The 24,598-nt window shown below is 67.7% G+C and carries 20 protein-coding genes; 14 read left to right on the top strand and 6 right to left on the bottom strand.

All coding sequences use genetic code 11. The features are described 5' to 3' along the window. Positions 1-38: 38 nt before the first annotated feature. From ABIA71_RS11595 to gnd, 7 genes are all read left to right on the top strand, one after another. Positions 39-317 (top strand): DUF493 family protein, encoded by a 279-nt coding sequence (locus ABIA71_RS11595; protein ID WP_354285323.1) that lies wholly within the window; start codon positions 39-41, stop codon positions 315-317. Then, positions 305-1,012 carry a lipoyl(octanoyl) transferase LipB gene (lipB, locus tag ABIA71_RS11590; RefSeq protein ID WP_159497920.1) on the top strand — a complete coding sequence of 236 codons (708 nt, stop codon included), beginning with the start codon at positions 305-307 and terminating at the stop codon, positions 1,010-1,012. Before ABIA71_RS11595 ends, lipB begins: the two co-directional genes overlap by 13 nt. 17 nt (positions 1,013-1,029) lie before the next feature. Next, on the top strand, positions 1,030-2,040 hold the full coding sequence (lipA, locus tag ABIA71_RS11585; protein WP_354285322.1) for a lipoyl synthase: 1,011 nt from the start codon (positions 1,030-1,032) through the stop codon (positions 2,038-2,040). Positions 2,041-2,598: 558 nt separating this feature from the next. Next, the gene (locus tag ABIA71_RS11580) at positions 2,599-4,776 is read left to right on the top strand and encodes a carboxy terminal-processing peptidase (RefSeq protein WP_354285321.1); all 2,178 of its coding nucleotides are present in this window, start codon (positions 2,599-2,601) and stop codon (positions 4,774-4,776) included. Between the two features lie 137 nt (positions 4,777-4,913). Then, positions 4,914-5,549, top strand: coding sequence for a DUF2242 domain-containing protein (locus tag ABIA71_RS11575; RefSeq protein WP_159497918.1), 636 nt, complete (start codon positions 4,914-4,916; stop codon positions 5,547-5,549). A gap of 52 nt (positions 5,550-5,601) precedes the next feature. Beyond that, the gene (locus tag ABIA71_RS11570; RefSeq protein ID WP_502961238.1) at positions 5,602-6,840 is read left to right on the top strand and encodes a hypothetical protein; all 1,239 of its coding nucleotides are present in this window, start codon (positions 5,602-5,604) and stop codon (positions 6,838-6,840) included. Positions 6,841-6,858: 18 nt separating this feature from the next. Continuing rightward, on the top strand, positions 6,859-7,764 hold the full coding sequence (gene gnd / locus ABIA71_RS11565; protein WP_354285319.1) for a phosphogluconate dehydrogenase (NAD(+)-dependent, decarboxylating): 906 nt from the start codon (positions 6,859-6,861) through the stop codon (positions 7,762-7,764). 315 nt (positions 7,765-8,079) lie between these two features. On the opposite strand, the gene ABIA71_RS11560 is transcribed toward gnd, so the two are convergent. Then, a complete protein-coding gene (locus ABIA71_RS11560) occupies positions 8,080-9,123 on the bottom strand; it encodes an oxidoreductase (RefSeq protein WP_354285318.1) in 1,044 nt (347 codons plus the stop codon). Positions 9,124-9,291: 168 nt separating this feature from the next. Between ABIA71_RS11560 and ABIA71_RS11555 the strand changes: the two genes are divergently transcribed. The 4 genes from ABIA71_RS11555 to ABIA71_RS11540 all read left to right on the top strand — a co-directional run bounded on the left by ABIA71_RS11555 (position 9,292) and on the right by ABIA71_RS11540 (position 13,669). Beyond that, complete coding sequence (locus ABIA71_RS11555) at positions 9,292-9,669, top strand: BON domain-containing protein (RefSeq protein ID WP_038686217.1); 378 nt, start codon at positions 9,292-9,294, stop codon at positions 9,667-9,669. Between the two features lie 224 nt (positions 9,670-9,893). Further along, a complete protein-coding gene (locus tag ABIA71_RS11550) occupies positions 9,894-11,711 on the top strand; it encodes a sensor histidine kinase (protein ID WP_354285317.1) in 1,818 nt (605 codons plus the stop codon). After that, positions 11,708-12,148, top strand: a complete 441-nt coding sequence (locus ABIA71_RS11545) for a response regulator (RefSeq protein WP_038686220.1) — start codon at positions 11,708-11,710, stop codon at positions 12,146-12,148. The genes ABIA71_RS11550 and ABIA71_RS11545 overlap by 4 nt, the downstream gene beginning before the upstream one ends. 3 nt (positions 12,149-12,151) lie before the next feature. After that, positions 12,152-13,669: an ATP-binding response regulator gene (locus ABIA71_RS11540; protein WP_354285316.1), complete on the top strand. Its 1,518-nt coding sequence runs from the start codon at positions 12,152-12,154 to the stop codon at positions 13,667-13,669. A gap of 10 nt (positions 13,670-13,679) precedes the next feature. Here ABIA71_RS11540 and ABIA71_RS11535 read toward each other — a convergent pair whose 3' ends face one another. Further along, complete coding sequence (locus ABIA71_RS11535; RefSeq protein WP_128098003.1) at positions 13,680-14,417, bottom strand: proteasome-type protease; 738 nt, start codon at positions 14,415-14,417, stop codon at positions 13,680-13,682. 84 nt (positions 14,418-14,501) lie between these two features. Between ABIA71_RS11535 and folK the strand changes: the two genes are divergently transcribed. Beyond that, positions 14,502-14,993 (top strand): 2-amino-4-hydroxy-6-hydroxymethyldihydropteridine diphosphokinase, encoded by a 492-nt coding sequence (gene folK, locus ABIA71_RS11530; RefSeq protein WP_354285315.1) that lies wholly within the window; start codon positions 14,502-14,504, stop codon positions 14,991-14,993. 393 nt (positions 14,994-15,386) lie between these two features. On the opposite strand, the gene ABIA71_RS11525 is transcribed toward folK, so the two are convergent. Then, entirely contained in the window at positions 15,387-16,124 is a 738-nt protein-coding gene (locus tag ABIA71_RS11525; RefSeq protein ID WP_354285314.1) for a pteridine reductase, read from the bottom strand. Positions 16,125-16,180: 56 nt separating this feature from the next. Here ABIA71_RS11525 and ABIA71_RS11520 point away from each other — a divergent pair, with 56 nt between their 5' ends. Beyond that, positions 16,181-17,365, top strand: coding sequence for a class I SAM-dependent methyltransferase (locus tag ABIA71_RS11520; RefSeq protein WP_038691815.1), 1,185 nt, complete (start codon positions 16,181-16,183; stop codon positions 17,363-17,365). Position 17,366: 1 nt separating this feature from the next. Then, positions 17,367-17,756: a VanZ family protein gene (locus ABIA71_RS11515; RefSeq protein ID WP_354285313.1), complete on the top strand. Its 390-nt coding sequence runs from the start codon at positions 17,367-17,369 to the stop codon at positions 17,754-17,756. A 570-nt stretch (positions 17,757-18,326) separates the two neighbouring features. On the opposite strand, the gene ABIA71_RS11510 is transcribed toward ABIA71_RS11515, so the two are convergent. From ABIA71_RS11510 to ABIA71_RS11500, 3 genes are all read right to left on the bottom strand, one after another. Further along, entirely contained in the window at positions 18,327-20,669 is a 2,343-nt protein-coding gene (locus ABIA71_RS11510; RefSeq protein WP_354285312.1) for a family 20 glycosylhydrolase, read from the bottom strand. A gap of 96 nt (positions 20,670-20,765) precedes the next feature. Then, entirely contained in the window at positions 20,766-23,393 is a 2,628-nt protein-coding gene (locus tag ABIA71_RS11505; protein WP_354285311.1) for a TonB-dependent receptor, read from the bottom strand. A 137-nt stretch (positions 23,394-23,530) separates the two neighbouring features. Then, positions 23,531-24,559: a glucokinase family protein gene (locus ABIA71_RS11500; RefSeq protein ID WP_354285310.1), complete on the bottom strand. Its 1,029-nt coding sequence runs from the start codon at positions 24,557-24,559 to the stop codon at positions 23,531-23,533. Between the last annotated feature and the right edge of the window lie 39 nt (positions 24,560-24,598).

The raw sequence follows: 24,598 nt of genomic DNA, 5'->3' as shown, positions 1-24,598 counted from the left end.
GCTTGGGTTCGGCCGCCGGCGTCCCCATAATCGCGGTCATGGAGATCACGTCTGACAACCCCGACCACGGCTTCCAGTTCCCCGGCCAGTTCGAACTCAGCGCCATGGGCGCGGCCGGCCAGGAGCTTGAACGCGAATTGCCGCGCCTGCTTGAGCAGGCCGGCGTTGAAGTACTGACCGAGCGGGTCAGCTGGAAACACTCGTCCAACGGCAAGTATGTGTCGGTGCGACTGGTGTTCAAGGCCGACAGCCGCGAACAGTACGCCGCCGCCCACGCCGCGCTGCGTGACCACCCGGAAGTGAAGTGGACGCTGTAGCCGCCTGCGACAGCGTTCCCAGCCCGGGTGCCCGTCCGCCGCAGCCGGCGCGGGTGCGCCAGCTCGGCCGGCAGCCGTATGCGCCGGTCTGGCATGCCATGCAGCGGTTCACCGACAACCGCGACGACAGCACGGCCGACGAGCTGTGGGTGGTCGAGCACGACCCCGTGTTCACCCTGGGCCAGGCCGGCAAGGACGAGCACGTGCTGGCGCCGGGCGACATTCCGGTGCTGCACGTGGACCGCGGCGGCCAGGTGACCTATCACGGGCCCGGCCAGATCGTGGTCTACCCGCTGCTGCAGTTGCGCCGGCTGGGGATCGGGGTGCGCGACTATGTGTGCCGGATAGAGCAGGCGATCATCGATACGCTCGACGAATGGAATATCGGCGCTGAACGGCTGGACGGGGCGCCCGGGGTCTATGTGGGCGGCGCGAAGGTCGCCGCGCTGGGCATCCGGGTCCGCCGCGGCTGCACCTTCCACGGGCTGGCCTTCAACGTGGCCATGGACCTGGAGCCGTTCCACCGCATCAACCCCTGTGGCTACCAAGGGCTGCAGGTGACCTCGGTGGTAGACTTGGGGGGACCGTCCGGCATGGCGGCCGTGACGCCGGTGCTGCTGGGCCATCTGGCCCGCCAGTTCGGCCTGGACCTCCAGCCGACCACTGATTTGCCCGATCTGACAGAGGCGGCGTAACGCCGCCGACCAAGGCCATGACTGAAACCACCGCTCGCCTCATTCCCCTGCAGATCGTGCAGGGCGACACGCCGTCCGTTGCGCCGCTGCAGACGGGCGTCAAACAGCTGGGCGGGGACAAGATCGGCCGCTCGCCGGTGCAGTTCGCCGATGCGCCGGTGCTGCGCAAGCCGTCGTGGATCCGGGTGCGGATTCCGTCGGGCAACGCGGTGCAGACGCTGAAGGCCAAGCTGCGCGAGAACCGTCTGGTGACGGTCTGCGAGGAAGCGAGCTGTCCGAACATCCACGAGTGCTTCAGCCACGGCACCGCCACCTTCATGATTCTGGGTGAGGTGTGCACGCGCCGCTGTTCGTTCTGCGACGTGGCCCACGGGCGGCCGAAGCCGCCGGATGCCAACGAGCCGGCCAGCCTGTCCCAGACGGTGGCCGACATGGGCCTGAAGTACGTGGTGGTGACCAGTGTGGATCGCGACGATCTGCGCGATGGCGGTGCGCAGCACTTCGCCGACTGCATTGGGGCCATCCGCGAGAAGTCGCCGAACACCCGCATCGAGGTGCTGACGCCGGACTTCCGTGGCAAGGGCCGCATGGAGCGCGCGCTGGACATCCTGGCGACCAATCCGCCGGACGTGTTCAACCACAACATCGAGACGGTGCCGGACCTGTACCGCAATGTGCGGCCGGGTGCGGACTACCAGTGGTCGCTGACGCTGCTGAAGAACTTCAAGGCGCAGCATCCGTCGATCGCGACCAAGTCCGGCATCATGCTGGGCCTGGGCGAGGACATGGACCAGGTGCGGGCGACGATGCGCGACCTGCGCGCGCACGACGTGGACATGATCACGATCGGTCAGTACCTGCAGCCGACGCCGCACCACCATCCGGTGCTGCGTTACTGGACGCCGGACGACTACAAGGCGCTGGAGGTCTACGGCTACGAGCTGGGCTTCAGCCACGTGGCCTCGGGCCCGATGGTGCGTTCTTCGTACCATGCCGACGTGCAGGCGAAAGGCGCGGGGGTAGCCTGATCCCACCGTGGTGCCGGGCTCTGCCCGGCAAACGGCGAACGGCACAAAGCAGCGCTTCAGTTCTCCACATGCCCGGAGGGGGCAGGCCGCCCTCTCCAGGACACGCCAAATCCCCTCCATGGTGCTCGTCTGGCGCCTTGCACGTCGGTGCAGTCCTGCACCGACGGCAAGACCTGGGTTGGGCGTCCTGCCCAACCCGCCGGGCGCAGTGCCCCCGGCCCATGGCGCCAACGGTCCCGGAGAGGGCGGCCTGCCCCCTCCCCGACAGTGTCCTGCGCTGGCGGTTGCCAACGGCAAAAACGCCTCCCGGTAGGTACCGACCGTTGGTCGGTACGGGGCGCGCTCCTCACGTTTCCTCCCACATTCCGCCCATTTCCACCGACCAACGGTCGGTGGCTCCCCGGCGCTGCCCCACATTCACAATTTGCTACAGACCCCGGTTTAGGCTGGAAATACGTGTTGCGCGGCGATGGATGACAAACCCGGCAACTTTCGGCACTGTCGTGTGGTCTGATCCGCACGCAGTCTCCCCCTTGGCAAGGTGCCATGAGCAAGTTGATGAAATTCAAAGCCCCCGCATTCCTGATGGCCCTGGCGCTCACCGCGCCGCTGGCACTGGCCGCCTATGCCGATTCGCCGGCACTGCCGTCGGCGGCCACGGCCGACCAGGTGACAACCTCCAAGCTGGTGTACGGGCTGCTCTCGGACAGCCGCTATGCCTACCGTCCGCGCGCGCTGGACGCGGCCACCTCCAAGGATGTGTTCAAGCGGTACCTGGAAGCGTTGGACGGCAGCAAGCAGTTCTTCACCCAGGCTGACATCACCCGGTTCGCGCCGTTCGAGGCGAACATCGCCACCGCCATCCGCGGCGGCGAGCTGGAGCCGGCGTTCCAGGTGTTTGCGGTGTACAAGCAGCGCGTGGGCGAGCGGGTGGGGTATGCCCGCAAGCTGCTCAAGCAGGACTTTGATTTCAGCAGCGACGAGAAATTCGAGTACGACCGCAAGGACGTGCCGTGGGCGGCCAGCAATGCCGAACTGGACGACCTGTGGCGCAAGTCGGTCAAGAACGACTGGCTGCGCCTGAAGCTGGCCGGCAAGCAGCCGGCCGAGATCCGCAAGACGCTGGACAAGCGCTACGCGACGCTGGAAAAGTCGGTCAATGAATTGAAGGGCGAGGACGTGTTCCAGTTCTTCCTCAATTCCTACACCAGCGCGGTGGATCCGCACACCGACTACTTCACCCCGCGCACCGCCGAGAACTTCAACCAGGCCATGTCGCTGTCGCTGGAAGGCATCGGCGCACAGCTGCAGCGCCAGGACGACATGGTGGTGATCCGCGAGGTCATCGCCGGCGGCCCGGTGGCGGTCAATGGCACGCTCAAGGCGGGCGACCGCATTGTCGGCGTCGGCCAGGGCAAGTCCGGGCCGATCGAAGACGTGATCGGCTGGCGCATCGATGACGTGGTGGCCAAGATCCGCGGCAAGGCCGACACCCAGGTGCGGCTGGAATTCATCCCGGCCGAGGAAGGCGTGGACGGCAAGCACCACATGCTGGTGCTGACCCGCCAGAAGGTGCGCCTGGCCGAGCAGGCCGCCAAGGGCGAAACGCTGACCATTCCGGCCAAGGACGGGGAACCGGCGCGCAAGGTGGGCGTGATCAAGCTGCCCACCTTCTACCAGGATTTCGAAGGTCGTCGCCGCAATGCCACCGACTATGCGTCCGCTACGCGTGACGTGGCCAAGCTGTTGGCCGGCTTCAAGACCGACAAGCTCGACGGCGTGGTGCTGGACCTGCGCAACAACGGCGGTGGTTCGCTGGACGAGGCGATCGAACTGACCGGCCTGTTCATCGAGCAGGGCCCGGTGGTGCAGGTGCGCGAGTCCGGCGGTCGAGTGACCGTCAACAGCGACCGCAGCGAAGCGGTGGCGTGGGATGGCCCGCTGGCGGTGCTGATCAACCGCGGTTCGGCCTCGGCGTCGGAGATCTTCGCCGGCGCCATCCAGGACTACGGCCGTGGCCTGGTGATCGGTGAGACCACCTTCGGCAAGGGCACCGTGCAGAACATCGTGGACCTGGATCGCTGGCCCACCGGGGAAGCGCAGCGCTACGGGCAGGTCAAGCTGACCATCGCGCAGTTCTTCCGCGTCAGCGGCAGCAGCACCCAGCACAAGGGCGTGGTGCCCGACCTGGCCTTCCCGGCCAGCGTGGACGCCAGCGAGTACGGCGAAAGCACCTACGACAACGCGCTGCCGTGGACCCGCATCGCCTCGGTGCCGCACACCCAGTACGGCAACTTCGGCCCGCTGCTGCCCAAGCTGGAAACCCGCCATGCCTCGCGCATCGCGGCCGACAAGGAGTTCCAGTGGTGGAACGAGGACGTCGAACAGTTCCGCGCCGAGAAGGCCAAGAAGTACATCTCGCTCAACGAGGCCGAGCGCCGCGCCGAGCGTGAGAAGCAGGACAAGCAGCGGGTGGATCGCCAGGTGATCCGCAAGCAGCTGGGCCTGGATCTGGACCCGCTGGCCGATGACAGCAACGACGATGGCCTGACCGGCAACGAGCGTGACATCGTCAAGGATGCCGCCCGGGAAAAGGCCGCCGAAAAGCGCCCGGACCCGCTGCTGCGCGAGTCGGCGGCGATTCTGGCCGACGCGGTGAACCTGCTGGAGACCGACCGCCCGCTGTCGGCCCAGGTGCTGCCGCAGTCCACCGGCGTGGGCCGCTGGGCGGACTGAGGGCGGTCACCGCCCCCGCCTCGGGGCATGAACCGAAAGCAACGAAGGGCCGGCCACTGTGCCGGCCCTTCGCCGTTTAGACCCGGCACATACGCCGGGGTGGCTATGCTGGGGCAGTCTGTCCTGCAGGAGCGCGTATGCGCCTGTCCCACGTAATCCCGGCGGGCCTGCTGGCCGTGTCGCTCACCGCCTGCGGCGGCCGCGCCGCCGACAGCACCCTGATCCGCGAATCCTTCGATTCCGGCGACACCTATTCGCGCACCGTGCCCGGTGCCCCGGCGCAGGCCTGTGAAGCGGCGCGCCGCACCCTGCTCAGCCAGGGCTATGCGATCGCGCGGGCCGACACGGCGGCGGTGGAGGGCAACAAGAACTTCCAGCCCCGCGATGAAGAGCACGAGCAGCTGGTGCTGCGCATTTCCTGCGCGCCGCGCGGCGACCAGGCACTGGTGTTCGTCAGTGCCGTGCAGGACCGTTATGCGTTGAAGAAGAGCCCGACCTCGGCCAGTGTCGGCGTGGGCGCGCTGGGCTCGGTGTCGCTGCCGTTCGGCAGCAACGACGACTCGCTGGTGAAGGTGGCCAGCAGTACCGTGCAGGACGCGCAGTTCTACCGCCGTTTCTTCGACCGCCTGCAGCAGTATCTGCCGGTGGTACCGGCAACGCCCCCGCCTGCACCGGTCGAGCCGACCCCGCCCGCGCCGCCGGCCGCCGCACCGACGCCGGTGCCCGAGCCGGGCCCCGCGCCGGCGGCCGATACCCCGGTGCCCACGCACTGATCAGGCGGGCAGGGTGCCATCCCCAACCGTAACGCGCAGGCCGCGCCGCTGGATGCGGGTGGTGGCGGCGACGCTGTTCGCGGCCATTGGCAGCGCGGCCGCCGCGCCGGGGCCGATCTGCACGCAGGCGCTGCTGGAAGAGCTGGGCTGGCGCTTCGTCGACGCGCCGGTGGCCACGCCGGTCATCCACGGCGGCCCGGTCTGTACGCGGGCTACGTTGCCGCAGGCCCAGCAGGCGGGCGACCTGCGGGTGCAGGTGCCACAGGCGTGGACAGCCGACCAGCGCGCTGAGTGGATGACGGGGCTGTTCGACGACCCGGCCACGCTGTGTGCGTATACGTTCAAATTGGGCCAGGCCACGCGCCGGGCCGCCACGCAGCTGCAGGACAACCCCGGCTACCGCTTCTCGGCCCTGCAGCTGGGCTGGATCGGCTTCGGTGCACGCGGTGCGCAGGCGCAGGGCTGGCAGCGTTTCCGCAGTTTCGGGCGTGGCTACCAGCCGGCCGGCGCCAACAGCGCCGCGCTGCAGCACTTCTACGACGGCCGGGTGCGCTCCGAATGCGGGGTAGGGCGGCAGGTGGCGCAGTTGGCCACCCAGCGCGAGCTCTACGGCGATGCGGCCTTCGATGCCGAGTTCAGCCCCGGCGAACTGTCGATCGGCACCTTCCTGACCCTGCACGACACCGACAGCATCCTGCTCGGCCGCCACGCGGGCGCGTTCCTCGCCGATGGCAAGGCGGAGAAGACCGCGCAGCTCGGCCGCCAGGCCTTCGTCGGCGCGCCGGGCTTCATCGAGCATGTGTTCGACAAGCGCTACCTGGACGACATCAACAACCAGGCAGAGAACTTCGTGGTGGTCGACGTCAGCAGCGCAGCTGCCGAGGCGCTGCGCGTGCACGGCGGGTTTGCCCACTACGACACGATCAACCGCCAGATCTGGGCGCTGGCCCAGCGCATGCCCGGGCCGGGACCGCGCCGCTTCGAACGGCTGCTGGTCGAACGTGACCCGGTGTGGCGCAATGGCCTGCCCGCAGAGCAGAAACCGCTGCTGGCCGAACTGGACGCCCTGCTGGACGATCCGTTCTACCAGGGGTTCGTGATTTACGTGCATCCTCGCGGTATACGTCCTGTGCGTTATCACATTGCGCGCCTGCTCGACCGCAACCCGCGCACGCCGTTTGCCTTCGAACTGGGCCTGCACAACCTGCATACCACGCTGTACCGACGCTGGATCGACGCACGCCTTCGCCAGTGCGATTCCCCCTCGGCAGCACCCCCGCACCACAACTGACACGCTGGAAGGAGATACATGGACATTGCAATGATCGGCCTGGGAAAGATGGGCGCCAACATGGCCGAGCGCCTGCACCGCGGCGGACATCGGGTGATTGGCGTCGATCCCGGTGAGGGCGCGCGCGACAGTGCGGCCAAGCGCGGTTTCGAGGTCAGTGCCTCGATCGCCGATACGCTGGCGCAGCTGCCGGTGCCGCGCGTGGTGTGGCTGATGGTGCCCGCCGGCGAGGTGGTCGACCAGACCCTGGCCGCGCTGGCCCCGCACCTGTCCGAAGGCGATGTGGTGATCGATGGCGGCAACTCGTACTACAAAGACTCGATGCGCCGTGCCGAACAGCTCAAGGGCGAAGAGGTCACCTACATCGACTGCGGCACCAGCGGCGGGGTGTGGGGCCTGCAGGAAGGCTACAGCCTGATGATCGGGGGCGAGGCGACGGCCGTGGAGCAGGTGGGCGCGATCTTCCGCACCCTGGCCCCGGCGCAGGACCGCGGCTGGGCGCACGTGGGCCCCAGTGGCGCCGGCCACTTCTGCAAGATGGTCCACAACGGCATCGAGTACGGAATGATGCAGGCCTATGCGGAAGGCTTCGCGCTGATGCAGCACAAGACCGACTTCAACCTGGACCTGGCCCAGGTAGCCAGGGCCTGGCAGCACGGCAGCGTGGTGCGGTCGTGGCTGCTGGACCTGAGCGCCGATGCACTGGAGCGCAACCCGCAGCTGGACGGCATCGCGCCGTACGTAGAGGATTCCGGCGAAGGCCGCTGGACCGTGGCCGAAGCCATCGACCTGGACGTGCCCGCCCCGGTGATCACCTTGTCCCTGCTGGAGCGCCTGCGCTCGCGCGAGAAGAACTCCTTCAGCGACCGCCTGCTCGCGGCGATGCGCAACGAGTTCGGCGGCCACGCCATCAAAACCCGGTAATCCCGGCCCCATCACCCGGTAGTGCCGGCCGCTGGCCGGCTCCCGGCCAACCGCGCCACGCAGGTAGTGCCGGCCGCTGGCCGGCTCCCGTCCAACCGCGCCACGCAGGTAGTGCCGACCGCTGGCCGGCTCCCGGCCAACCGCACCACGCAGGTAGTGCCGGCCGCTGGCCGGCTCCCGTCCAACCGCGCCACGCAGGTAGTGCCGGCCGCTGGCCGGCTCCCGTCCAACCCCACCACGCAGGTAGTCCCGGCCGCTGGCCGGCTCCCGTCCAACCCCACCCCCCGCGCCGACGCGCGCGGGGCGGTGGATGCGCTACCCCAGCTCCACCCGCCGCCCGCTGCGCGCGCTCTCCGTGCCGGCCGCCAGCAACCGCATCAGCTGCAACGCTTCCTCCGCGCTCACCGTGGGCGCGCCGGTCCCCAGCATCGCATCGCGGAACGCCGCATACAGGCGCCGGTAGTCGCCCAGGGCGTTATCCGCGCTGGCCGTGTGCTCGTGGCCCGCGGCATCCACGCTGACCTGCTGGCCATGCACCGGGTCCAGCCCCCAGCCCGGTGCGCCCGGGGCGATCCCCTCGCGCAACTGGTCTTCCTGCACATCGCGACCGTGCTTGAGGTAACTGCCCAGACGGCCGTGCACGGCAAAGCGCGGACGGGCAGCGGCCACCAGCGAGCCGGCATGCACGATGGCCCGATGCCGCGGGTAGTGCAGCACCGCATGGAAGTAATCGTCGCTGCGCGCGCCGTCGCGCTGCGCCATCAGATCGGCACTGATCGCCTGCGGCCAGCCGAACAGCTGCAGCATCTGGTCGAGCAGGTGCGGGCCCAGATCCATCCACAACCCGGCCCCGGGTGCATCGCTCTCGCGCCAGCGGTCACGCACCTGCGGGCGGTAGCGGTTGAAGTGCGAATGGCACTCGGCCACCTCGCCGAGCACGCCATCGGCCAGCAACTGCTGCAGGGTGAGGAAATCGGCGTCGAAGCGGCGGTTCTGGAACACCGTGACCACCCGCTCGGCCGTCTGCGCGGCGCGCACCACGGCCTCGGCCTCGGCCAGGTCCAGCGCGAACGGCTTGTCCACCAGCACATGCTTGCCGGCCTGCAGCGCGGCGATCGCCAGTGGCGCGTGTTCGGCGTTCGGCGTGGCGATGACCACCGCGTCCAGGGCGGGATCATTGAACAGCTCGGCCGGCTGGTCGCAGATGCGTACGTCGGTGAAGCTGCGCAGCAGGCGGTCGCGCTGCGAACTGGCGATGCTGTGCAACGCCAGCCCCGGGGTGTGCTGGATCAGCGGCGCGTGGAATACGCTGCCGGCCAGGCCATAGCCGATCAATCCAACCTGCAGGGGCGTGGTCATGGTGGGGCTCCAACCGTGCGGGCTGCACAGCGTAGCGTGGGTTGTTGCAGCGCGGAACATGAACGGTTGTGCATCAACCTGAGCGGTTCACGGCAGCGTTATATCTTGCCGACGTCCCGCACACGGTCCGACACGGAGACTGGCCACACACCCAAGGAGACACCGCACATGACCAACACGACCCGTAATCTGCTTGCTGCTTCGCTGGCCCTCGGCATGGTGCTGGGCACGTCGTCGGCCATGGCCAAGGACCCGCCGAAGACCACCGATCATGCGGCCATGACCCATGCCGATACCCACGATTCGGCCGAGCCGGTGACCGACAGCTGGATCACCACCAAGGTCAAGACCGACCTGCTCACCAGCAAGAATGTGCCGGGTACCGAAGTCAAGGTTGAGACCGTCAACGGCGTGGTCACCCTGACCGGCACCGTGGCCAGCCAGGCCGAGCATGACAAGGCACTGCGCGTGACCAAGGGCATCAAGGGCGTCAAGAGCGTCGATGCCAGCGGTCTGAAGGTGGCTGCCGCCGCTGCCAAGCGCTGAGTCCAGCCGCTGTAGTACCCAACAGGGCGCGCCTTCGGGCGCGCCCTTTTTTGTGGGCCCGACCCCACCGTCGCGCTTGCTTAATTGTTCATAAAATAGGGCGCATCCTATTCACAATGCGCTGCGGTATATTGACGGCTTCGCCCGCGACGGCGTGCCAGGGAAGCCGAGGCTGCCGCGACAGGGCACCGCCGGCAACGGCATCGCACGGTTGAAGAGGGACTATGGCGCTGGCTTTCAGTGATGAAATCTGGGATCGGTGGCGTTTGCCGGCGTTGGCATTGGCCGCGGCGGCGATCATCGTGGTGCCGTGGGTCACCCTGCGCAAACTGTCCGACGACAACGTCGAGGCCATGCGCTGGGTCACCCATACCCAGGAAGTAGGCGTGGCGGTGTACCAGCTGCAGGCCGACGTGCGCGACGTGGAATCGGCCGCGCTGACGATGTCCAAGGGCATCGACGCGCCGGGACTGCGTGAGCGCCTGGGCCAGGCCAAGGACATCCCGTTGCGGCTGCAGAAGCTGGCCGACCTGACCCGCGACAATCCCGAACAGCTGGTGCGCATCGGGCGCATCCAGTCGATGGTCGAGCGGCGCATGGAGGTGGCCAAGCAACTGGCCAAAACCTCGCCCAACTCCGACCAGCGCGAGCTGGTCCAGGACCTGACCACGCGCTACCCGATCCGCAGCCTGATCGAAGAACTGCAGGCCAGCGAAGAAAGGCTGCTGGCACAGCGCACCGCGACGTTCCAGAAGCAGCAGCGCCAGGGCGAATTCATTTCATGGACGGCCCTGGCCATCCAGCTGTCGCTGCTGGCCCTGGTGCTGTGGCTGCTGTATCGCCAGGCAGGGCATCGCGCTGCCGCCGAACGCGCCTCGCTGCGGTCGGCCGCGCGTGCCGCCTCGGTGCTCCACACCGTGCGCGAACCGATCGTGCTGCTGGACCGGGACCTGAAAGTGCAGCTGCACAATCCTGCGTTCGCCGAGCTTTACGGCCTGGATGAAGAAAGCAGCGAGGTCCGGCCGCTGGACAGCATCGGTGCCGGCGCCTGGAGCGATGCGGTGGTGCGCCAGCGGTTGACCGACGTGCTGCTGCGTGGCCGCGAACTGTGGGACTACGAACACGAACAGCGCACCGCCGACGACCAGGTGCGCACCATGCTGATCAATGCCCGCCGCATGCCCTTGCCCGACAAGGACGACGAGGTGGTGCTGATGACGGTCAGCGACGTGACCGTACAGCGCGCCGTGCAGCAGCGCGTGGAAGAACTGAACCGGCAGCTGGAAGGCAAGGTCGAGCAGGTGTCGGAAGTGAACCGCGAGCTGGAGGCCTTCAGCTACTCGGTCTCGCACGATCTGCGCGCGCCGCTGCGCCACATCGGCGGATTCTCCGACAAGCTTGCGCGGCACCTGGGTGAAGAGGCCGACGAGAAGTCGCTGCACTACCTGGGCGTCATTTCCAATTCGGCGCGGCGCATGGCCGCGCTGATCGACGACCTGCTGGTCTACTCGCGGCTGGGTCGCGCGGCGATGCGCATGCAGGCGGTGGACATGCAGTCGCTGGTGGCCGACACCCGCGCGATGCTGGACGCCAACCTGCAGAGCGAGGCCGAGGAAACCGGCGTGCCACGCCAGGTCGAGTGGAAGATCGCGCCGCTGCCGATCCTGGTCTCCGACGAAAACATGATGCGCCAGGTGTGGTTGAACCTGCTTGGCAACGCCATCAAATACTCATCCAACCGCGATCCGGCCCGGATCGAGGTCGAGTACCAGCAACAACCCGACGGTGGCCACCTGTTCACGGTGCGCGACAACGGCGCCGGTTTCGACATGGCCTACGCGGCCAAACTGTTCGGCGTGTTCCAGCGCCTGCACAAGGCCAGCGAATATCCGGGCACCGGTATTGGCCTGGCCAGTGTGCGCCGCGTGTTGACCCGCCACGGCGGCCGCATCTGGGCCGAATCGGCCGTCGACCAGGGCGCCTCCTTCCACTTCCTGCTTCCTCCTGCGCTCGACGCAATCAATAAAGGCTCTGCCGCATGACCGCTCTCCGCACCATCCTCCTCGCCGAGGACAGCCCTGCCGACGCCGAGATGGCCGTCGATGCCCTGAAAGAGGCCCGTCTGGCCAATCCCATCGTGCACGTCGAAGACGGCGTGGAAGCGATGGACTACCTGTTGCGCCGCGGCGCCTACGCCAACCGCGAAGAAGGCCTGCCGGCGGTGCTGCTGCTGGACATCAAGATGCCGCGCATGGACGGCCTGGAAGTCCTCAAGGAAATCCGCAACACCGACGAGCTCAAGCGCCTGCCGGTGGTGATCCTGTCGTCCTCGCGCGAAGAAAGCGACCTGGCCCGCAGCTGGGACATGGGCGTGAACGCGTACGTGGTCAAGCCGGTGGACGTGGACCAGTTCTTCGGTGCCGTGCAGACCCTGGGCAAGTTCTGGGCCGTCATCAACCAGGCGCCGGAAGTCGAATAATCCATGCCGCTGACTGGCCCCTCCCTGGGTATGTTGCGCGTCCTGCTGGTGGAAGATTCCCCCGAGGACGCCGAACTGATGTGCGAGCAGATGCTCGATGCGGGGCTTGAAGCCAGCTTCGAGCGGGTGGAGAGCGCGCGCGAACTGCGCGATGCCCTGACCCGTTTCTCGCCGGACATCGTGCTGTCGGACCTGAGCATGCCGGGCTTTTCCGGCAACGAGGCCCTGCGGATCGTGCGTGCGTGGCATCCCGATGTGCCGTTCATCTTCGTGTCCGGCACGATGGGCGAGGAAAACGCGGTGGCCGCGCTGCACCAGGGCGCCAACGATTACATCATCAAGCACCAGCCGGCGCGGTTGCCTTCGGCGGTGGCACGCGCGGTGCGCGAGTCACGCAGCACGATGGACCGCCAGCGGGTGGAAGCCGAACTGATGCGCGCGCAGCGACTGGAAAGCCTGTCGCTGCTGGCGGCCGGGCTCAGCCACGACCTGCGCAACATCCTGCAGCCGCTGCTGATCATGCCGGACCTGCTCAAGGCGCGCAGCGACGACCCGCAGCTGCATCATTTGGCCGACATCATCGCCGAGTGCGGCCGGCGCGGGCACGAGATGGCCGAATCGATGCTGTCGTTCGTGCGCGGGTCGCGCAAGCCGAGCGAGCACATCTGCATCGCGCACCTGTTCGAGGCCGTGGAGCTGCTGTTGCGCAGCAACCTGCCCGACAAGGTCAGCCTGCACCTGGACGTGGCCGACGAAGGCCTGGGTGTGGACGCCAATTACACCGAGCTGCAGCAGGTGCTGCTGAACCTGTCGTTGAATGCCATCCAGGCGATGCCGAGCGGCGGCCGCCTGACCCTGCGCGCGTCTGCCGACGCGGGCGGGCAGGGGGAAGAGTGGTTGCGCATTTCGGTGAGCGACGAAGGCACCGGCATGGATGCCGAGACCTTGTCGCACCTGTTCAATCCGTTCTTCACCACCAAGGCCAACGGCACCGGCCTGGGCCTGATTTCGTGCAAGCGGATCGTGGAAGGCGCCAACGGCACCATCCACGTGGACAGCACGCCCGGCGTGGGCACGCGCTTCGACCTGCTGCTGCCGATGCGCGAAGTGCCGGCCGAAGGCGAGGCGATCGACGCGCCTATCGCCGCGGGTGCAGGCCAGACCATCCTGGTGGTGGATGGCGAAGCCACGCGGCTGTCGCTGCTGGGCAATGCGCTCTCCAGCCAGGGCTACCACCTGCAGCTGGCATCGGACGGCGCCGCGGCGCTGCGCTGGATGCAGCAGGAGGCGATGCCGGCGCTGGTGATTGCCGACGCCGGTTCCAAGCTGCTGTCGGCCAGCCACCTGCTGGGCGAGATGGCCACGCTGGGCTACCGCGGTCCGGCCCTGGTGCTGGAAGAGGCCGATGTCACCGTGCCGCTGGCGGTGTTCCCGCCGATCATCAACGTGCACGTGCTGCGCAAGCCGCTGGAGATGCAGCAGGTGTTCCGTTCGGTGGCCGAGGCGCTGGAGACGGCGTAACCGGGCGCGGTCATCCCGCTTCCCACGGAAACCCCGGCAGGCTGGCCACGGCCTGTTCCAGCTTGTGCGACCAACTTCCGTGGATTTCGGCGTACAGCGGCGAATCGCCCGCCAGACGCATGCGCTGGCTGATGCGCAGATCGCCCGTGCGGATCAGCACCAGGTCCACCGGCAGGCCGACCGACAGGTTGGAGCGGATGGTGGAATCCAGCGACACGATCGCCGTGCGCGCCGCGTCTTCCAGCCGCGTCTGCGGGCGGATGATGCGGTCCAGGATCGGCTTGCCGTACTTGGATTCGCCGATCTGCAGGAACGGGGTTTCCGGCGAGGCGGCGATGGCGTTGCCCAGCGGGTAGATCATGTACATGCCCGGCTGCTCGCCGCCCACCTGGCCGCCCAGGATCAGCGTGGCCTGCGTGTTGACGCCGTCGTGGCCGTGCTCGGGGGTGCTGGATTTGACCTGGCTGTCGACCAGGATGCGGCCCACGTACTCGGCCACCTCGAACAGGTGCCGGTAGGCGCGCAGGTTCTCCGCGCGCTGTTCCTCCACATCACGCCGCAGCCGCGAGATCAGCAGCTGGGTGGTGGCCAGGTTGCCGGCGGCCATGATCACGAAGGCGGCCTGGCCCGGGAACTCGAATTCGTGCAGCTTGCGATGCACCCGCACGTCGTCCAGCGACGCGTTGGTACGGGTGTCGGCGGCGAAGACCAGGCCTTCGTCCACCTCGATGCCGACGCAATAGGTCATGTCGGTGTCCTATGATGTGCACCCCGATTCTATGCGCTGGCCCTGTTGGCCCGGTGTGGATTCGCCCCACGCATGCTGAATACCATGACCACTGTGCTCCTGAGCCTGGGCAGCAACCTGCAGCCGCAACAGCACCTTCACGCCGCGGTGGAGGCCCTGCGCGCGCGCTTCGGCGCCATTGCGGTCTCCCCGGCCTACCGCACCGCCGCCGTCGGGTTTGACGGCCCGGATTTCCTCAACAATGCGGTAGCCATCGAGACCGACCTGCCGCTCGACGCGCTGGATGCCTGGCTGCATGCGCTGGAAGACGCGCACGGCCGCGACCGCAGCGGCCCGCGCTTCTCCGACCGCACCTTGGACCTGGACGTGGTGTTCTACGGCGACCTGATCGTGGAAGGCCCCGGCCACCTGCGCATTCCGCGCCCGGAGCTCAAACACGCCTTCGTGCTGAAGCCGCTGGCCGACATCGCACCGACCTTCATCGACCCGGTCAGCGGGCTGGACCTGGCCACGCTGTGGCGCGCGCACCGCCAGCATGGCGAGACGTTCGAGACGATGGACCTGTTGCAGGGGTAAGCAGTGGACCGGTGATACCGGCAGCTGCGGGCAACCCGCGATGCCCACCGCACCCGGTAGTGCCGGCCGCTGGCCGGCAACTCGCGATGCCCACCGCACCCGGTAGTGCCGGCCGCTGGCCGGCAAGCCCGCGATGCCCACCGCACCCGGTAGTGCCGGCCGCTGGCCGGCAACCCCGCGATGCCAACCGCACCCGGTAGTGCCGGCCGCTGGCCGGCAAGCCCGCGATGCCAACCGCACCCGGTAGTGCCGGCCGCTGGCCGGCAACCCGCGATGCCTACCGCACCCGGTAGTGCCGGCCGCTGGCCGGCAACCCCGCGATGCAGGTTCCATGCAGAGCCGGCCAGCGGCCGGCACTACCGTCGAGCGGGGCGCGGGGGTGCGGCCAAGCCGTTACGACAACGTGCGCCCGCCATCCACGCGCAGGGTATGCCCGGTGATGAACGGTGCGTCGGTCACCAGCCAGTACACCGCCTCGGCGATCTCTTCCACGGTGCCGGTACGTGCCAGCGGCGTGCGCAGCAACAGGGCCTGCTGGGCGTAATCGTCCTTGCCCTGCTCGGGCCACAGGATCGCGCCGGGCGCCACCGCGTTCACCCGCACCTTGGGGGCCAGTTCCAGCGCCAGTGAACGGGTCACCATTTCCAGCGCCGCCTTGGCCGCGCTGTAGACCGGGTGGTCACGCATTGGCTGGGTGCCGTGCAGGTCGGTCAGGTTGACGATGCAGCCCTGGTGCCGGCGCAGCTGCGGAGCGGCGGCCTGGGCCAGCAGCAGCGGGGCCCGCGCGTTGACCGCGAACAGGTCATCCCAGTGTTCGGCGGTAATCTGGCCCAGCAGCGTGGGGTAGAAGTTGGAGGCGTTGTTGACCAGCGCGTCCAGCCGCCCGAACTGGGCCACGGTCTGCTCGACCAGGTCGGGCAGGGCGTCGGCGTCGCGCAGGTCGGCCTGCAGCGCCAGCACGCTGCCCGGGCGCAGCATGTCCAGGTCGAAGGCCATCTGCTGCAGTTCGGCGGTGGAGGTATGCGCGTGCAGCACCACCGACCAGCCGCAGGCATGGAACTGGCGGGCGATCGCTGCGCCGATCCGGCGTGCGCTGCCCGTGATCAGCACGACGGGGGCGGAATCGGTCATCGGGGGTAACTCCCTGCTCGGCTATGCTGTGCATTGTCACCGCAATCGCCTGCACCATGCATTCCCCACTGCCGACCCCCGATACCGACGCCCTGGCCCACAGCGATCAGCTGGCCGCGGCACTGCGCGCTGAAATCCTGGCCAATGGCGGCGCCATGCCGTTCGCCCGGTTCATGGAGCTGAGCCTGTACACCCCAGGGCTGGGGTACTACAGCGCCGGTGCCAGCAAGTTCGGCCAATCCGGCGACTTCACCACGGCGCCCGAACTGGGCCCGTTGTTCGCCGCCACCCTGGCCAACGCGATCGCGCCGGTGATGCAGCAGTTGGGGCCGCAGGCGCGTTTCATGGAGCTCGGCGGCGGCAGCGGCGCGTTTGCCGAGGTACTGCTCAAGCGCATGCTCGAGCTGGACGCGCTGCCCGACCGCTACGCGATCCTGGAGCCCAGCGCGGACCTGCGCGAGCGTCAGCGCGAGCGTCTGGAAAAGACGCTGGTACCGCCGCTGTTCGCGCTGGTGGAATGGCTGGACGGTCCGTTCGATGACGACTGGGACGGCATGGTGTTCGCCAACGAGGTGATCGACGCGCTGCCCACCCCGCGCTTCCTGGCCCGTGACGGCATGGTCTTCGAGGAAACCGTGGAGCTGGATGCCGACGGTGCCTTCATGCGTGGCGCGCAGCCGGCCGACGCCATGCTGAGCGCGGCGGTGCGGCATATCGAGCATTACCGCGAGAAGCCGTTCGCCGATGGCTACCGGTCCGAACTGCTGCCGCAGCTGCCGTACTGGATCCAGGCCGTGGCCGGCGGCATGCAGCGCGGCGCGATGCTGTTCGTCGACTACGGCTACCCGCGCGGCGAGTACTACCAGGACGAGCGCGACGACGGCACGGTGCGCGCGTTCTACCGCCACCAGGTGCACAACGACCTGTACCGCTGGCCGGGCCTGCAGGACCTGACCGCCTCGGTGGATTTCACCGCGTTGGCCGAAGCCGGCACCGGTGCGGGCTTCGAACTGGCCGGGTACTGCACGCAGGCCAACTTCCTGCTGGGCAATGGCCTGGATGCGTTGTTGGCCAAGGCCGATGCGCGGACCGATGAATTCGGCAAGGTGCGCCTGCGCGACCAGGTCAAGAAACTCACCCTGCCCACCGCCATGGGCGAGCGCTTCCAGGTGATGGGCTTCCAGCGTGACGTCGATTTCGAGCCTGCCTTCACGCTGGGCGATCTCACCTGGCGGCTCTGAGATGACCACGACAGGGATGTTGAAGCCGCTGCGCTGGCCGCGGTTCTGGCTGGCGCTGTGGTGGTTGGCCATCGTCGCCACCATTGCCGTGTGCCTGGTCCGGTTGCCGCCGATGGCGCTGCCGGACAACAGCGACAAGGTGGAGCATTTCCTGGCCTACTTCCTGCTGGCCGGCTCGGCGGTGCAGATCTACCGCACGCGCGCCGCGCTGGTGTGGGCGGGCGTGGGCCTGGTCGGTATGGGCATCGGCATCGAGTTCGCCCAGGGCGCCCTGACCGCCACCCGCATGGCCGACCCGATGGACGTGCTGGCCAACAGCATCGGCGTCATCGCCGGCCTGTGCCTCGCCTTCACCCCGTTGCGCGACCTGTTGATGCGTTTGCGCGGGTGAACGGCGGTGACGACCGTTGGTCGTCACTCGTGTGACATTGCTGTCGCCCTGCCTCCCGACCCGCGCGATCAAAGCAGCAGGTCGAGAACATCCAGCGCGCGCAGGCCACGGTCGGTAGTGCCGGCCGCTGGCCGGCTCCTCATGAACCCACCATCGCCTGGTTGCCGGCCAGCGGCCGGCACTACCGGATGAACCCACGATCGCCTGGTTGCCGGCCAGCGGCCGGCACTACCGAATGAACCCACCATCGCCTGGTTGCCGGCCAGCGGCCGGCACTACCGGATGAACCCACCATCGCCTGGTTGCCGGCCAGCGGCCGGCATTACCGAATGAACCCACCATCGCCTGGTTGCCGGCCAGCGGCCGGCACTACCGGATGAACCCACCATCGCCTGGTTGCCGGCCAGCGGCCGGCACTACCGGATGAACCCACCATCGATTGGTTGCCGGCCAGCGGCCGGCACTACCGGATGAACCCACCATCGCCTGGTTGCCGGCCAGCGGCCGGCACTACCGGCGCCGGGTTGGGGTTCACGGGTAGGTACCCACCGTGGTGGGTACGCGCCCGGATCAACGCGGCTGCAACGTCACCTCATCCACCACCCACATGGTCGGGCGGGTGTCACCGGTGAAGCGCACGCACAGGTCCTGGGTGCCTTTCAGCGACCGCGGCAGCGCGGCGTCCAGCGTGATGAAGCCATCGGCGCCCGGCGCGGCCGGCAGCGGCACGCTGACCAGCGGCTTGCCGTCGCAGGTGCCGTTGAGCACGTCCATTTCGCCATGCGCGCTGCGCGCCGGGCTGAATGTCCGCGCCGGTTCGTCGTGGGCCAGCTGGAAGTAATACGGGATCTGCCCGGCACGCACGCGCAGCCTGGCGATGCCGTCCACGTTGGCCTGCTGCCACAACCAGCACGGGTTGAAGATGTTGACGTTGAAGATGGCGCGCTCGCCGTCGGCCGGGCCGTCGTCTTCCAGCCGCAGCAGCAGCTTGCCTTCGCCCGGACACATCGCCAGCTGCTGATCGTTGCGGGTGAGCAGCGAGGTGGCGGTGATGTCGAAGCGGCTGGCGGCGTTGGCCAGGGCCTTGCCGTTGAAGAACGTGGCCGCCTGCAGCGTGATCGGCAGCGGCTGGGTCAGCGGCGCGGTGTAGCGCGGCGACTGCGCGGTGACCGGGCTGCCATCCACGCTGTAGTGGATCTCGTAGCCCAGCGGCGTGCTCAGTGCCAGCGTCGCGGTGCCGGCCTTGCGGTCGTCGCGGCTGTCCTGCTCCACCTGGAATGGCGTCTGTGCATACGCGATGCCCATTGCCTGCCAGCGCTGCAGCTGGGTGGGCAGGCGTGCCAGGAAGTCGGCGTAGTCGCGGCGTTCGCGCGGCGACCAGCCGGTTTCGGCCACGGCCGCCAGGCGCGGGAACAGGTTGTGCTGCAGGCGCGCGTAGGTGCGCGTGTGTTCGGTGAACATGTTGGCCTGCAGGCCCAGGATGTGTTGCTGCTTGTCCTTGGCCAGCGCATCGGGCACCGGCTCGAAACCGTAGACGCGTGCCAGCGAGGTGACCAGCGGGCGCCCCGGCGGTTCGTTGTCCGAGGTGGTCTGCAGGTAGTCCATGTACATGTCGGTGACCGGCGACATCACCACGTCGTGGCCTTCGCTGGCCGCCTTCAGGCCGCCTTCGGTGCCGCGCCACGACATCACCGTGGCTTCCGGCGGCAGGCCGCCTTCGAGAATTTCGTCCCAGCCGATCAGGCGCCGGTCGTGCTGCTCCAGGTACTTCTCCAGGCGCTTGATCAGGTGGCTCTGCATTTCCATTTCATTGGTCGCGCCCACCTCGCGCATGCGCGCCTGTACGCGTGGCGAGGCTTCCCACTGGTCCTTGACCGCCTCGTCGCCACCCACGTGCACGTACTTGGCCGGGAACAACGCAATCACTTCTTCCAGCACGTTTTCCAGGAAGGTGAACGTGGTTTCTTCGGTATTGAACAGGTTCGGGAACACGCCCCATTCGCTGAGCGGCTTCAGCGGCGTATCCAGCGTGCCCAGTTCGGGATACGCCGCGATCGCCGCGGTGGCGTGGCCGGGCACGTCGATCTCGGGGATCACCTGGATATGGCGCGCGGCGGCATAGGCGATCACTTCGCGGATCTGGTCCTGGGTGTAGAACCCGCAGTACGGGCGCTCGGCACCGGTGGCAGGATCGCGGCCACCATCGCCGGCCGGGATGCGGCAGCTGCCCACCGCGGTCAGCTTCGGGTAGCGCTTGATCTCCATGCGCCAGCCCTGGTCATCGGTGAGATGCCAATGGAAGGTATTGAGCTTCTGTTCGGCCATCGCGTCGAGCACGCGCTTGATCTCGTCCAGGCTCTGGAAGTGGCGGGCCGAATCGAGCATCAGGCCGCGCCAGCTGAAACGTGGGGCATCGTCGATACGCAGTGCCGGCAGGCTGCCGTCGGCGGTGCTGGTGAACAGTTGCGACAACGTCGCCGCACCGTAGAACAGGCCCGCTTCGGTGGCCGCGGCAACGGTTACGCCATCGCCGTTGGAGCGCAGCTGGTAGCCCTCGGCACCGGTCTTCAGCGCGGTGTCCAGCACGAAGTTGACGCCGTTCTTGCCGTTCCCGTTCCCGTTCCTGACCTGCAGGGTGGGGCCGCCACTGCTGCGCAACAGCGTGCTGAACTGGCCGGCCACGCGCGTGGCTGCTTCGCCGCGCGCCCACACCGGGGTGCTGGCGGCTACCTTGAAGGGCGCGCCCTCGAGGCGTTCCACATGGGCCGGTGCGGGGATCAGCGGCAGTGCGCCGGGCCGGGCGCGCGGACCATCAGGCGCCTGTGCATCGGTGGCGTGCGCGAGCGGTGCCAGGGACAGGGCCAGTGCGAAAGACAGCAGCGACAGCGAGGTACGACGGGTGCGGGTGTGCATCGGGTCATTCCTTTGTAGCGAATCGGGTTCCACCTGTAAAAACGGGCCCGGAGGTCCGGGCCCGTCGATCAGGCGTTCAGCAGGGTACGGCGGTGATCAGAACTTGAAGTGCACCGTGGCCATGTAGCGGCGGCCGCTCTTGTAGCGCGAGGCCAGGTGGTCCTTGTCGCCAAGGTACTGGAAATACTCTTCGTTCAGCAGGTTCTGTGCATCCAGGGTCAGCGACCAGTTGTCGTTGAAGGTGTACCCGAAGCTGGCGCCCAGTTCGGCGTAATCGTCCACGCTGGCCGGGGCCGAGCCTGCGACGTAGCCGCCGGCCAGGTAGCTGTCACGCCAGTTGTAGGTCAGGCGTGCGTTGATCGGGCCCTTCTCGTAGTACGGGCTGAACGCGACCGAGTTGCGCGACTGGTACGGCAGCGGGTCGCCGGAGTTGTTCTCGCCATTGGCGTAGGTGTAGTTGGCGGTCAGGCCGAACCCGCTTTCGCCGAAGGGCTGCTGGAAGCTGAGGTTGAAGCCCTTCACGTGGCCGCTGCCGGCATTGCGCGGACGCTGGATGCTGTAGTCGCAGTAGCCGTCGGCGGTGCAGCCGTTGGTGCCCACCACGTTGGCCCAGGTGGCCGGCGAGGTGTCGCGGATCGAGTTGTACTGGCGCTCGATGACCGCGCTGCTGTCGATGTAGTTGTCGATCTTCTTGTAGAACAGCGACCAGGCCACCACCGACTGCGGGGCGAAGTAGTACTCGGCCGACAGATTGTAGTTCCACGACTCGTACGGAGACAGGTCGGCGTTGCCGCCGCTGCCGTTGAGCGTGGTGTCGTTGAGGAACGTGTTGTTCACCATCTGGTTGTACGGGGCCCAGGCGATGACCTTGCTGGCGCCGAAGCGGAACACCCAGTCATTGGCGGTGTCGTAGACCAGGTTGACCGAGGGCAGCAGGAAGTCTTCCTTCTTGGTCTGGGTCTGCCACTTGCTGTCCAGGTCGGTCAGGGTGGGGGTGCCACCGTAGACGAAGCCGCTGCCGTCGGTCTTGGAATCGACATAGCGCACGCCGATGTTGCCGCGGACCGGGCCGTTGGAGAAGTTCAGCTGCGCGTATGCGGCGTTGTTGGTCTGCTCCAGCGCCCAGGTGTTGTTGAGGTAGCTGGCCGGATCGGGGTTGGCGTAATCCAGCGGGCTGCCCTTGACCCAGCTCAGCACGTTGTTGCGCCCGGCCTGGACATGGCGGCCCTGGCCATCGCTGAAGCCCTGGATGTCGGTCAGGCCGATGGTGCCGACGTCGGCCAGGGTGCCCGGGCGCACGCCGCCATAGACATTCAGGTCGAAGCTTTCTTCATGCTTGCCGTGGCGCGCGCCGAACTGCAGCTGGTTGAAGATGCTGTCGAACTGCACGTTGAAGTCCAGCTGTGCGTAGGTGTCCTTGCTCTGCGTGGAGAAGATGCCGTTGTTGCCGAACCAGCCGCCGGCCGAACCCCAGTTGGCCGGGTTGCGCGCCGCATCGGGGTTGTCGAAGGTGATGCCCTTGTCCAGGTTCCAGCTGAAGCCGCCGTTGTAGAACGGTTCGATGAAGTACTGGGCCAGGTCCTTGTTCTCGGACTTGCTCTGGCCGGCCTGGCCACTGATGCCCCAGCTTTCGCCCTTCCACGCGCCGCGCAGGTCCAGGCCCTTGGTGGTCACTTCGGATTCGCGGACGTTGTTGTCGTAGATCACCGTGCCGCTGTTGGCGGTGGCGCTGGCGTTGGAATGGCCGCTGTTGACCACGCCGTTGCGCACGTCGCCGAGCTGGTTGACCGCACCCACGGTGCCGGGGTTCCAGGTCAGGAAGGAGTACATCGACTGGTTGTAGTTGTCGAAGTTTTCCTTGATGTACAGACCGCTCAGGTTGAACTCGAGTTCGTCGGTCGGCTTGAACTGCAGGTTGACCACGGCGCTGTCGCGCTTGCGGTCCTGCTGGAACCATGCGGCGTTGACCGAGTTGGGCACGTCGGCGTTGGGATCCACGCCCGGTGCATTGGTGAACGTGGACGCCTTGGCGTAGCCGAACACTTCGATGCCCTGGCGGTCCACGCGCTCTTCATAGTGCTGCGCGGCCACGTTGATGCCGAAGGTTTCTTCGTCGTTCTTCCAGCTGTAGATCGCCGAAGCGTTCGGCTTGCCTTCGCTGGCCTGGTCGCTGTAGCTGTAACCCACCGACGCGGCCACTTCATTGGCGCGCATGTCCAGCGGCTGGCGGGTGTGCATCAGGATGGTGCCGCCCAGGCTGCCTTCGGTCAGGCGCGCTTCGGAGGACTTGATCACTTCCATGCGGCCCAGGATCAGCGGCGACAGCAGCGTGTAGTCGAAGCCACGGTTGGGCTGTTCGCCATACAACCAGATCGCCTGCGCGACCGGGTGGCCATCCAGGAACGAGAGGTTCAGGCTGGGATCGGTGCCGTCGATGCTGACGCGCTCACCCTGGCCGAAGCGACGATCCAGCGAAATGCCCGGCAGCTGCGACAGCGCTTCGGCCACGTTGGTGCTGGGGAACTTGCCGATGTCCTCGGCGGTGATCGCCTCGGAAATGGTCACGTTGTTGCGCTTGGTGTCCAGCGACTTTTCCAGGCTGGCGCGGATGCCCACGACGCTGACCGTGTCCAGGTCGGTCGGGGTAGCGGTTTCCTGCGCCTGCGCGCCGAACACCAGACAGCTGAAAATGGCTGCCGAAAGCAGACTCTTGCGGTGGTTCATGATGTCTCTCCTCATCAATCCGATGGTTCGCCGGCGACGGCGTGTCTTCTTGCGTCTGGTACGACTTTGCCGCGCGCCCTTTGCCGGGGTGCGCCTGGGTGCCACGTACTGCCTTTTCGTGCGTCCCCGCCGCGCCGTCAGACGCGCGGGTCGTCCCTATGGCCGAGGTACCAGCTGGCGGCGCCGATGACGCCCAGCTGCCCGTGCTCGACCACCTTCACGGGAATGCGTTCCAGCGCCTCGCGCATCGGGCCCTTGTTGAGGTACCGGCGCACGAAACTGCTGTTCAACAGGAATTCGCGGATCTGCGGCAGGATGCCGCCGGCCAGGTAGACCCCGCCGGTGATGCCGTACTGCAGGGCCATGTCGCCGATGGTGCTGCCGAGCAGGCCGCAGAACACATCCAGGCTCTCGCGTGCGAGCGGGTCCTGGTTGGCCATGGCCGCGGCGGTGATCGCATCGGGCGTGGCCAGCGCGGTTGCCTGGCCGTTGAGGGCGCACAGGGCGCGATACAGATTCATCAGGCCCGGGCCGGACAAGGCGTGCTCGACCGATACATGCGCATGCTCGCGCTGCATCTGGCGCACGATCGCCATTTCCAGTTCGGTGGTGGTGGCCAGGGTGGGCTGGCCGGCTTCGGTAGCCAGCACCACCGCACCGTGCGCGGTGGGAATCCACACGGCCGCCCCCAGGCCGGTACCCGGGCCGACCACCAGGGTCGGGCCACGCGGGGCGCTGGTCGGGCCGGTCAGCTGCAGCACGCCGCTGGCGTCCACCTGCGCGGCGGCGTAAGCCACCGCTTCGAAGTCGTTGACGATGTAGACCTGGTCCAGGCCCACGTCCTGTTCGATCCGGCGCGCCGACAACGGCCACGGCAGGTTGGCGCTGATCACGGTGCCGTCCAGCCGGGCCACGCCGGCGGTGGCCACCACGCAGTGCGCCGGGCGCTCGCCGGTACCCAGGAACTCGGCCAGGATCGCGCTCAGGCCGGGGTAATCGGCATTGCGGAACTTGCGGTATTCCAGCACCTGCACCGGATGGTCCGGCTGGGCGCTGGCCTGCACCCTGGCCACCCGGACATGCGTGCCACCCACATCGGCGGCCAGGAACGGCGGCACCGCGGCGGGCAGGGCATGGGCCGGTACAGAGTGGGCGGCTGCGGTCACACGGGCTCCCTTGGATTGTGCAGGGCCGGTCCGACCCGG

Source organism: Stenotrophomonas sp. 2619, assembly GCF_040548725.1.
In the GTDB taxonomy this organism is placed as follows: Bacteria; Pseudomonadota; Gammaproteobacteria; order Xanthomonadales; family Xanthomonadaceae; genus Stenotrophomonas; species Stenotrophomonas maltophilia_AP.
This window is presented reverse-complemented; position numbering and strand designations above follow the sequence as displayed.

Excerpts from the sequence above, each read along its gene's own strand:
- ABIA71_RS11535 (WP_128098003.1), bottom strand. The coding sequence starts at position 14,417 with ATGACCTATTGCGTCGGCATCGAGGTGGACGAAGGCCTGGTCTTCGCC.
- ABIA71_RS11555 (WP_038686217.1), top strand. The coding sequence starts at position 9,292 with ATGACCAACACGACCCGTAATCTGCTTGCTGCTTCGCTGGCCCTCGGC.
- folK (WP_354285315.1), top strand. The coding sequence starts at position 14,502 with ATGACCACTGTGCTCCTGAGCCTGGGCAGCAACCTGCAGCCGCAACAG.
- ABIA71_RS11550 (WP_354285317.1), top strand. The coding sequence starts at position 9,894 with ATGGCGCTGGCTTTCAGTGATGAAATCTGGGATCGGTGGCGTTTGCCG.
- lipA (WP_354285322.1), top strand. The coding sequence starts at position 1,030 with ATGACTGAAACCACCGCTCGCCTCATTCCCCTGCAGATCGTGCAGGGC.
- gnd (WP_354285319.1), top strand. The coding sequence starts at position 6,859 with ATGGACATTGCAATGATCGGCCTGGGAAAGATGGGCGCCAACATGGCC.
- ABIA71_RS11510 (WP_354285312.1), bottom strand. The coding sequence starts at position 20,669 with ATGCACACCCGCACCCGTCGTACCTCGCTGTCGCTGCTGTCTTTCGCA.
- ABIA71_RS11580 (WP_354285321.1), top strand. The coding sequence starts at position 2,599 with ATGAAATTCAAAGCCCCCGCATTCCTGATGGCCCTGGCGCTCACCGCG.
- ABIA71_RS11560 (WP_354285318.1), bottom strand. The coding sequence starts at position 9,123 with ATGACCACGCCCCTGCAGGTTGGATTGATCGGCTATGGCCTGGCCGGC.
- ABIA71_RS11505 (WP_354285311.1), bottom strand. The coding sequence starts at position 23,393 with ATGAACCACCGCAAGAGTCTGCTTTCGGCAGCCATTTTCAGCTGTCTG.
- ABIA71_RS11525 (WP_354285314.1), bottom strand. The coding sequence starts at position 16,124 with ATGACCGATTCCGCCCCCGTCGTGCTGATCACGGGCAGCGCACGCCGG.
- ABIA71_RS11540 (WP_354285316.1), top strand. The coding sequence starts at position 12,152 with ATGCCGCTGACTGGCCCCTCCCTGGGTATGTTGCGCGTCCTGCTGGTG.
- ABIA71_RS11575 (WP_159497918.1), top strand. The coding sequence starts at position 4,914 with ATGCGCCTGTCCCACGTAATCCCGGCGGGCCTGCTGGCCGTGTCGCTC.
- ABIA71_RS11520 (WP_038691815.1), top strand. The coding sequence starts at position 16,181 with ATGCATTCCCCACTGCCGACCCCCGATACCGACGCCCTGGCCCACAGC.
- ABIA71_RS11545 (WP_038686220.1), top strand. The coding sequence starts at position 11,708 with ATGACCGCTCTCCGCACCATCCTCCTCGCCGAGGACAGCCCTGCCGAC.
- ABIA71_RS11570 (WP_502961238.1), top strand. The coding sequence starts at position 5,602 with ATGCGGGTGGTGGCGGCGACGCTGTTCGCGGCCATTGGCAGCGCGGCC.
- ABIA71_RS11595 (WP_354285323.1), top strand. The coding sequence starts at position 39 with ATGGAGATCACGTCTGACAACCCCGACCACGGCTTCCAGTTCCCCGGC.
- ABIA71_RS11515 (WP_354285313.1), top strand. The coding sequence starts at position 17,367 with ATGACCACGACAGGGATGTTGAAGCCGCTGCGCTGGCCGCGGTTCTGG.